The sequence below is a fragment of the Hydrogenivirga sp. genome (genome assembly GCF_056450045.1).
The window spans coordinates 1-8,070 of record NZ_JBWONM010000092.1; the positions used below are offsets into that span (position 1 = coordinate 1).

11 protein-coding genes are annotated in these 8,070 nt (G+C 50.9%); 8 read left to right on the forward strand and 3 right to left on the reverse strand.

What is annotated here, in order from left to right:
- From AC1HCM_RS03890 to AC1HCM_RS03920, 7 genes are all read left to right on the forward strand, one after another.
- Window positions 1-473, forward strand: a 473-nt coding sequence (locus AC1HCM_RS03890; protein ID WP_479460468.1) for a hypothetical protein, incomplete at its 5' end; no start/stop codon positions are given.
- A 10-nt stretch (window positions 474-483) separates the two neighbouring features.
- On the forward strand, window positions 484-987 hold the full coding sequence (locus AC1HCM_RS03895) for a peroxiredoxin family protein (RefSeq protein WP_479460469.1): 504 nt from the start codon (window positions 484-486) through the stop codon (window positions 985-987).
- Window positions 984-1,205: a DUF4266 domain-containing protein gene (locus AC1HCM_RS03900; protein ID WP_479460470.1), complete on the forward strand. Its 222-nt coding sequence runs from the start codon at window positions 984-986 to the stop codon at window positions 1,203-1,205. Before AC1HCM_RS03895 ends, AC1HCM_RS03900 begins: the two co-directional genes overlap by 4 nt.
- Window positions 1,196-2,305: a DUF3570 domain-containing protein gene (locus AC1HCM_RS03905; protein WP_479460471.1), complete on the forward strand. Its 1,110-nt coding sequence runs from the start codon at window positions 1,196-1,198 to the stop codon at window positions 2,303-2,305. The genes AC1HCM_RS03900 and AC1HCM_RS03905 overlap by 10 nt, the downstream gene beginning before the upstream one ends.
- Window positions 2,269-2,781, forward strand: coding sequence for a phosphatase PAP2 family protein (locus tag AC1HCM_RS03910; protein WP_479460472.1), 513 nt, complete (start codon window positions 2,269-2,271; stop codon window positions 2,779-2,781). Before AC1HCM_RS03905 ends, AC1HCM_RS03910 begins: the two co-directional genes overlap by 37 nt.
- A gap of 11 nt (window positions 2,782-2,792) precedes the next feature.
- Window positions 2,793-3,704 carry an FAD:protein FMN transferase gene (locus tag AC1HCM_RS03915; protein ID WP_479460473.1) on the forward strand — a complete coding sequence of 304 codons (912 nt, stop codon included), beginning with the start codon at window positions 2,793-2,795 and terminating at the stop codon, window positions 3,702-3,704.
- A complete protein-coding gene (locus tag AC1HCM_RS03920) occupies window positions 3,701-4,060 on the forward strand; it encodes a response regulator (RefSeq protein WP_479460474.1) in 360 nt (119 codons plus the stop codon). Before AC1HCM_RS03915 ends, AC1HCM_RS03920 begins: the two co-directional genes overlap by 4 nt.
- Here AC1HCM_RS03920 and AC1HCM_RS03925 read toward each other — a convergent pair.
- The 3 genes from AC1HCM_RS03925 to AC1HCM_RS03935 are packed head-to-tail and all read right to left on the reverse strand — an operon-like array spanning window position 4,047 to window position 7,113.
- Window positions 4,047-5,987, reverse strand: a complete 1,941-nt coding sequence (locus tag AC1HCM_RS03925) for a HAMP domain-containing sensor histidine kinase (protein WP_479460475.1) — start codon at window positions 5,985-5,987, stop codon at window positions 4,047-4,049. The genes AC1HCM_RS03920 and AC1HCM_RS03925 overlap by 14 nt on opposite strands.
- A 56-nt stretch (window positions 5,988-6,043) precedes the next feature.
- Window positions 6,044-6,451, reverse strand: a complete 408-nt coding sequence (locus AC1HCM_RS03930; RefSeq protein WP_479460476.1) for a type 2 periplasmic-binding domain-containing protein — start codon at window positions 6,449-6,451, stop codon at window positions 6,044-6,046.
- An 11-nt stretch (window positions 6,452-6,462) separates the two neighbouring features.
- Entirely contained in the window at window positions 6,463-7,113 is a 651-nt protein-coding gene (locus tag AC1HCM_RS03935) for a hypothetical protein (RefSeq protein ID WP_479460477.1), read from the reverse strand.
- 383 nt (window positions 7,114-7,496) lie between these two features.
- On the opposite strand from AC1HCM_RS03935, the gene otsB reads away from it, so the two are divergent.
- The coding region (gene otsB / locus AC1HCM_RS03940) for a trehalose-phosphatase (protein WP_479460478.1) at window positions 7,497-8,070 on the forward strand (574 nt) is incomplete at its 3' end.

The window sequence follows — 8,070 nt, forward strand, 5'->3', positions numbered from 1 at the left end:
TCAGCTGTCATAACGTTGACCTCAAGCCCGAAAGGCACCTGCTTATGGCGGGAACGGTGTTTAAGTCTAAGGATGTATCAAACCCCGACGATATGGCTCAGGTCTGCGGGGGGGAGCTATATATCCAGCTTCTTGACAGCTCCTACAATGTTGTTTACGACTCTCGCAGCTACAGAGACCCCAACTCAAAGGGATACAGAGGCAAAGGTAATGTATTCATCCTCAAGAGGCTCCTATCGGACATCACCCCCTACGGGGGTTACTATGTGAGGATAATTACCAAGGACGGAACGACCTTAGCCCAGAGCCTGACCCGGCACTTTTTCAACGGTATTAGCTCCTATGACCCGAGAAACAATCCTGCGGATTCTAATAACAGGTTCTCCTGCAACGCCTGCCACAGGTATCCCGACACTCAGGGCGGTGCCCCCGGTTTCATCTATCCCCAGCTGAATACAAACCTTTGCAGATAGGAGGTGAAAGATGAAGAAGGCACTTTATATTCTGGTTCTTTTTATCGGACTTGCCTTTTCTATCCCGAAGATGAACGCCCCCGCTCCAGATTTCAGACTCCCCGACCTTGGGGGAACAAGGACCTACAGCCTTGCGGACTTCAGGGGAAAGGTTGTCCTGCTGAACTTCTGGGCTTCCTGGTGCACGGGTTGCAGGGCGGAGATGCCGGAGTTTGTAAAGCTCCAGAGCCAGTATGCGGATAGGGGATTCCTGATAGTGGCGATCAACGTTGACAGGAGCCCATCTAAGGCAAGGGAGTTCCTGAGAGAGCTTGAAGAGGTAACGGGCAAGAAGGTAAACTTCCTTGTCCTCTACGATGGAAAGAAGGAAGTTATAAGGAGATACAGACCCATAGGCATGCCCTCTTCCTACCTGATAGACAGGGAAGGCACCTTGGTCAAGTACTTTCCCTCCAGCTTCACCGAGGAGAACATTCAGACCCTGAGAAGTGCCATAGAGGAGGTGCTGAAATGAAGGGGCTTCTTCTCCTTGCCCTCCTCTCTTCTGTGCTCTTTTCTTGTTCCGAGAAGCTCGTGAGGGTTCAACCCTACGAGAGGGAGTACTTCGCTCAGGACAAGATGCTCATAGACCCCGTGGAGTCGGAGGCTGAGCAGGAGGGACACGTCTTCCTCATAAAGGAGGCTTCCGCCGGCGGTGAGAGTTCCTTTCAGGGTGGATGCGGATGCAGATAAGAAGGCTCTTCGGACTCCTCTCCCTTCTTTTTCCTCTGAAAGCCTTCGCAAGCTCTCTTGAAGATAAGGGGGGACTCAGCTTTGACTTCTATGCGGACAACACGGACGTTCAGGTTTACTCCCCCACCTTCTCCTTCTTCAAGACCCTGACGAAGAAGTTCCTCATAGGCATAAAGATGAGGATAGACGCCATATCCGCGGCGAGCATAAGGAAGGGGGGGTCCCCTGTCAGGTCGGATGCAGTAACGGGAGCGACAGCGAGAAGAACCTTTGACGACGTTCGCTACGCACCAACTATCATCGGAGTCTATGACGACGGAGACAATACCCTTACCCTCGGTGCTTACTACTCAACGGAGAGGGACTACACCGGCAGGTCTGTCTTCGGAAGCTACGTCCGCCAGCTCAACCTCCAGAACACCGCGGTGGGCATCAGCTTCTCCCAGTCCTTTGACAAGTGGGAACCCGTCTTCAGGAGGGACCTGCCCAGAAGCGACAGGAAGGAGAGGAAGATAGACCTTTCCCTCTCTCAGCTCCTATCTCCGACAGCGATGCTCCAGCTCATCTACTCAAACCTATACTCGGAAGGTTTCCTCGGCTCCCCCTATCACTACCTCCTGAAAAGGGACTTCGCAAGGTTTGAGACTCTGCCCCAGACCAGAAGAGGGCACGCCTTTACGGTGAAGTTCGTGAAGCTCATAAGCGAGCCGATGAGCCTTAACTTCTCCTACAGGTACTACACCGACGACTGGGGTATAAAGTCTCATACAGTCGATGTGAAACTTCTTAGGGACGTTGCCAAGGAACTGACCGCAGGGATAAGGTTCAGATACTACACCCAGACCAAGGCTGACTTTACAAAGAACCTGCAGGATTACAGTCTCACGGACAGATACGTCGTTGTGGATTACAGGCTCTCCGCCTTCAGCTCAAAAACCTTCGGTCTTTTCTTCATAAAGGGCTTCGGTCTTTCGGGATTCAAGCTCAAGGGTGCGGTAAACTACTACCTGACCTCTTCCAACAGCTACATAAAGAACTGGTACGGAAAGGACAGGATAGAGGCATGGTTCGGAAGCTTATCCTTGGACTACAGCTTCTGATACTGGGAGGGGTCTTTGCCCCCTCCCTTTCTAAGGACCTCTTCACCCTGTACGGGGACGTAATGCAGATAGCCCTGCCCCTCACCGCCCTCGGGAAGACCCTCTATCTCAAGGACCGCGAGGGGACGCTGCAGTTTGCAGAGAGCTACGGCTCAACGATGGCTACCACACTCCTGCTCAAATATACCGTAAATGAAAAAAGACCCAACGGCGGAGAGCACTCCTTTCCTTCCGGGCACACCGCCTCAGCTTTTGCGGGAGCGTGGTTCCTCTGGCGAAGGTACGGTCCAAGGTGGGGTGTTCCATCGGTAGCCCTCGCCTTACTGGTGGGCGTCAGCAGGGTTCACGCACGGGCACACTACTGGAGGGATGTCATCGCGAGCGCCGTCCTGAGCGGCGTATTCACGCTCACATTTACAACAAGGTTCAGGGGAACGATCTCCAAAGAGAGAGCTACCTTCAGCTATAGCTTTTAGGGGGTAGAGCGATGTTTGGAATACTCAAAAGAAGCATGAACACCTTTTCAGAGAGGGTCATGTCAACGGAGATACTGATAAAGGCGGACCTTCCCGCCGTAAAACTGGAAGAAGCCTTTAGAATCGCTCAGAAGATAGAGGCTGAGCTTTCCGTTTACAGGGAAAACTCCTACATATCCCGTATAAACAGATATGCAGGTCTTTCTGCGGTGAGGTGCCCTCCTCATGTTGTAGAGCTGATAGAGAAAGCGGTCAGGATGGCTGAGATCACGGGGGGACTCTTTGACCCTACGGTGGGTGTAGTAGTTCACAGGCTCTTTGGCTTCGGCAGAAAGGAAAGGCTTCCCTCTCCCGAGGAGATAGAAAAAGTCAGCCACCTTATAGATTACAGGAAGGTGAAGGTATCCGGAGAGGAGGTCTTCCTTGAGGAGGAGGGCATGTTCTTGGACCTCGGGGGGATAGCAAAGGGCTGGGCGTCTCAGAGGCTTGCAGAGTTCCTTCTTGATGCGGGTGCGACAAAGGTTCTCGTCTCCATAGGGGGTGAGATATGCACCTTCGGCAGGCGCTGGAGGATAGGGGTAAAGGACCCCTCCGGGGAAGGGAATATCGCCATTATTGAGACCACCGAGGATAAGACCACGATAACCACGAGCGGGAGCTACGAGAGGTTCATAGGAAAAGAGGAGAATCACCACATACTCAACCCTCTGAGGGGCTTTCAGGAAAACCTCTGGAAGAGTCTCACCCTTGTTGAAAGGGGCTTTAAGGGGGCGGAGCTTGATGCCCTCGCGACCGCCTGCTTCTGTCTTCCTCTGGAAAAGCTAAAAGAGCTTTCAAGGAGCTATCTGGCGATAGATAGAGAGGGGGATAGATTTATAGGTAGAGACCTGAGGGATAAAGTCGGAGCGGTGCTGCTAAGATGAAAAGGGTCCTCGTGGTTGATGACGACCCGCAGAACAGGTTATTAATAAAGCTTTTCCTGCATAGGATGGGCTACAGCGTTCTTGAGGCGGAGGACGGGCTTAGGGCTCTCAGCCTACTTGAAACTCAAAGACCTGACCTCATAATTTTGGACGCTATGATGCCGAACATGGACGGCTTTACCACCCTCAAAGCGATAAGAGAAGACCCGGAGGTAAAGGATATACCGGTGATAATCCTAACAGCCCTTGACGAAACCTGTCCCGGGTGTGAAGGGCTTGCCAACTCTTTATTGACAAAGCCCGTGGACCTGAGCCTTCTGCGGGAAAAAATTGAGACCCTACTCAACAGGGGATAGTGAACCAGAACTCCGAACCCTTTCCCTTACCTTCAGAAACCACCCCTATCTCACCCCCGAGGAGACCCACGAGCTCTTTTGTGAGGGCAAGCCCCAAACCCGTTCCCCTGTAGAGCTTCTGCATCGGGTTCTCGATCTGTTCAAAGGCTCTGAAGAGCCTGCTTTTCTCCTCTTCAGTCAGACCTATGCCTGTGTCAATCACTCTGAATTTCAGATAGCCTCCCCTTCTTTCAACCTTCAACCTCACGGAGCCCCTTTCGGTAAACTTAACGGCGTTTGTGAGCAGATTGAGCAATATCTGCTTGAGGAGGCTCGGGTCCGTTCTTACCTCCAGAGGCGGCTTTTCAAGCTCTACGGTAAGTCCCTCTTTCTTCAGTGTGGGCAGGAGCATGTACTCAACCTCCTCAATGAGGGTGTTCAACTTTACCTTCTGGGGTTTAACCCTCATCTTCCCAGCCTGAAGCTTTACAAGGTCAAGGATGTTGTTTATTATCTCCAGCAGGTGCTTTCCGGATACCTCTATGCGCCGAGCCATCTCCCTGACCTCATCGGGCAGGGAACGGTCTGAGTTTATGAGCTGGGCAAACCCTATTATGGCGTTGAGAGGAGTCCTAAGCTCATGGGACATGTTGGCTATGAACAGGGACTTAGCCCTGGAGGCGGACTCTGCTTTTTCCTTCAAATAGTTTTGAAACTTCAGAAGGTTCAACCTGCTTATCTGAAAGGAGAGCATGTCCCTAACGGACTTTATAAACTCCTCAATCTCGGGCAGGCTCTCTTCAATCCGTATGTAGCCAACGACCTCTTCCTTCAGAGCTTCCCCTGAGAAGACCTGAGCCCTTATCTCGTATCCCACCCTACTTTCTGTATCTCTTTCTATCCTTACATCCGCCCCGAGAAATTCTCTCAGCCTTTCCTCCGCAATCTTCAGCAGTTCCTGCTCCTCCTCCTGTTTCAGTATGAGTGTGATTATCTCAACGAGCTTCTTGAAGAGCTTTAACCTCCTTACGCTCTCCTCTTCAAGCTCCCTTATAGACCTTTGAACCTCCTCCAGCAGGTTGTTGAAGCTCACCGACAGCCGGGCTATTTCGTCGTCGCCGTGCACCGGTACTCTCTGCGTGTAGTCCTTCGTCTCCATGATGTAATCTGCGGTCTGCGAAACTTCACCGATGGACCTGAGGGTCTTGGCGGACACGAAGAGAGAAGCCCCCACTATGGCGACCACACCGGCGAGGGCGGAACCTCCAAGACCGAGGAGCATGCTGTAGAGCGGGCTGAGAGCCCTCTCCCTGTCCATACCTACAGCGAGAAACCACCCTTCCAGCGGAGGGGTATCTAACCTCGCACAGTAGTATATGTATCTCGCATCGGAGCCAAAACCCTCTGTGGGGGACTCGAGCCTTAGCTTACGGGAACCAACGACAACTTTTAGCTTGGGGTTTACAAGGGACACAAAGACCTCTCTATCCATCAGGTAGCCTGCAAAGTTGTCCCAGGCGTAAAGCAAGACTATCTTTCCCAGCTCCTGCCTCTGACCAAAGGATGCCCTCACCGGAGCCTCGAGTCGTAGAAATTCCTTCTGGGGAAACATCTCCGCCCTGAAAGTCTTCCCTATGAGCTTTGCTTCTGAGGACGCAACTATGGAGCCCTCATTGTCAACCACGACAATATACCCTCTGAATCCTAAATCCTTCTTAACCTCCTTAAGAAATCGGGCGATCCTCTTGTCTATGTCCCTGACGACTATGTCATTCATAAGGCTCAAGCTTGCCCAGTGATCCATGCCCTCTTCAAGGGATTGGACGACCTCTGTAACTTCGTGAACGAGTATGTAAGTTTTGGTCTGGAGGCTTTGCCTCATGTCCTCTTCAATTATCTCCTTGACCTGAGACAGGGATAGAAGGGAGAAGGCAAGGTAGGGGAGCATCCCTGCAAGTAAGAAAGATAAGGTTACCTTGAGACGAAAGCTTCTTTTTAGCCTGCTCATCTCTTCAAACGATAGATGACCTTGAAGCCTTCTTCAAGGTTCTCTTCATCAATGTAGCCTATGGCTCCCTTAACCTTTCTGACAAATTCCTTGACCGCCTTCTCTGAGGAAAGGACCACGGGAGGTTCAGTACCGTCAAGGTACTTCCTGTTCCAGTAAAGCTCGAGCTCTTCCCTGTCCATCTTAAGCACATTCCTTTCAACCACCTTTCTGATAGGATTATCGGCGGGCAGGTTCACGGGCACTGCATAATTATCTCCTATAAACTCTTTTTCTCTCAGGTATATCTTCCTGAGTTCCGAAAGGGTGGTGCTTCTGGTGTTTGAATCTTTGTTTACTATAAACACTATATCCCCCGCCCATCCGACCGCCACCGCGAGCACAGCAAGCAAAGCTACAATCACACCACCCATCCTCAGAACATCCACGAAAAAGAGGTGAGAAAAGTATTCAACTCTTTCTTTTCTCTCAGCTGGTACTCAACCTTGAGGGCTGTGTAGTAGAAGGGGCGGAAGTTCCAGCCCAAGGTGAGTATCCTGTAACGCTTGAAGTCCGATCTGTCCCTGAAGAAACCGTACCTTACTATAGCGTAGTTGCCCCTGAAGAGCCTGTAAGCTCCCTGAGCATAATAAGAGAGCCTATAACTCCACCTTGTTTCCGGGAGATATTTTTCTTTTTCAATGCCGTACATGAGCTCTGCAGAAAGCTCGAGCCCCACCGTCCTGTAGAGGATATTCGCTCCGAAGAAGGTCAGCTCTTCTCTGGGTCTTTCTATATCAAACCACCCACCGTTTAGTCCTACCCTCAGTTTCTCGCCCAGCTCCTTCCTCAGCTCACCTCCTATTACTTTTCTCGTTAAGAAGTTGTTGTAACCCTCGCTTATCCCTTTGTTGTTCTGAGCAAAGAGGGAGTAGCTAAAATCCGACGGAAGGTTCCCGAAGACTTCCAGCCCCGTTGTAAACTTCGGGAAGAACTCTGTGGCGGTCAGAGGATCGGAGGTCGTCCATTTGAGGACGTTTATATGAATAGGGTTCCACAGACCTACTGGCGTTATGAATCTTCCCACCCTGAGTCTGAAAGCATCCGAAAAGAGAAGTTCAAGGTAACCCCTTTCTACATCAACTCTCTTTCTAAATCTTTTCTTCCCATCTTTTACCGAGTAAAAGTCATCTACTTCAAGTTCAAAAAAGTATTTAAGCCTGCCCAGAGGGCGCCCGTAGATGAGAAGGGCTAAATCGTCAAACTCAAAGCTTTCATGAAAATCGCTTTTTTCATACGATACGGTTACATATCCGCCGAGCGTAGAATTTATAGGTTGTATTTTGAGCCCCCTTCCGGGGACGTAATGAAAGGTATCTTGAGAGAAAGCGAAGAGTGGTAAAAAGATAAAAAGGAGAAGGAGCAACTTCAGCCTATTCATCCGAATTGCAATTATAATATCCTTACCCTATGATACTGCTTCTTGACTACGACGGGACCCTAACCTCCATAGTCCCAGACCCGGCGGAGGCTAAGATAGAGCCAGCGAGGAAGGAGTTTCTCACCGAGCTCTCAAAGAGGCACACCTTAGCCATAATCACCGGCAGAGATATTGAGAGCCTGAGCGATGTCTTCGGGGATATACCTCCCACCATATACGCCATAACCTCCCACGGAGCGAGCATATACAAGGACGACAGACTCCTCAAGAGGTTTGCAACAGCGGAGGTTCCTGACCTAAGTCCCTTGAAGGAGAAGCTCTCATCCGTTGAGGGGGTGATAATTGAGGAAAAGGAGGGATGCTTTGCTGTTCACTACAGGAAGGTCGGGAAGGAAGAGGAAGAGAGGGTAAAGGAAGCCTTCAGGGAGTTTATAGAGAAGCACCCGCCGAAGAAGGTGATTGAGGGGAAAAAGGTTCTTGAGGCTGTTTACGGCGGCTTTGACAAGGGAACTGCGGTGAAGAACTTCCTTGAGTTTATAGGATGGGACGGGCAAAAGCCCGTGATATACATAGGTGATGATACAACGGACAGGGATGCCCTCA

What these genes read in the sequence shown, in the direction of transcription:
- AC1HCM_RS03895 (WP_479460469.1), top strand. Translation starts at nt 484, where the DNA reads ATGAAGAAGGCACTTTATATTCTGGTTCTTTTTATCGGACTTGCCTTT.
- AC1HCM_RS03900 (WP_479460470.1), top strand. Translation starts at nt 984, where the DNA reads ATGAAGGGGCTTCTTCTCCTTGCCCTCCTCTCTTCTGTGCTCTTTTCT.
- AC1HCM_RS03905 (WP_479460471.1), top strand. Translation starts at nt 1,196, where the DNA reads ATGCAGATAAGAAGGCTCTTCGGACTCCTCTCCCTTCTTTTTCCTCTG.
- AC1HCM_RS03910 (WP_479460472.1), top strand. Translation starts at nt 2,269, where the DNA reads ATGGTTCGGAAGCTTATCCTTGGACTACAGCTTCTGATACTGGGAGGG.
- AC1HCM_RS03915 (WP_479460473.1), top strand. Translation starts at nt 2,793, where the DNA reads ATGTTTGGAATACTCAAAAGAAGCATGAACACCTTTTCAGAGAGGGTC.
- AC1HCM_RS03920 (WP_479460474.1), top strand. Translation starts at nt 3,701, where the DNA reads ATGAAAAGGGTCCTCGTGGTTGATGACGACCCGCAGAACAGGTTATTA.
- AC1HCM_RS03925 (WP_479460475.1), bottom strand. Translation starts at nt 5,987, where the DNA reads ATGCTCCCCTACCTTGCCTTCTCCCTTCTATCCCTGTCTCAGGTCAAG.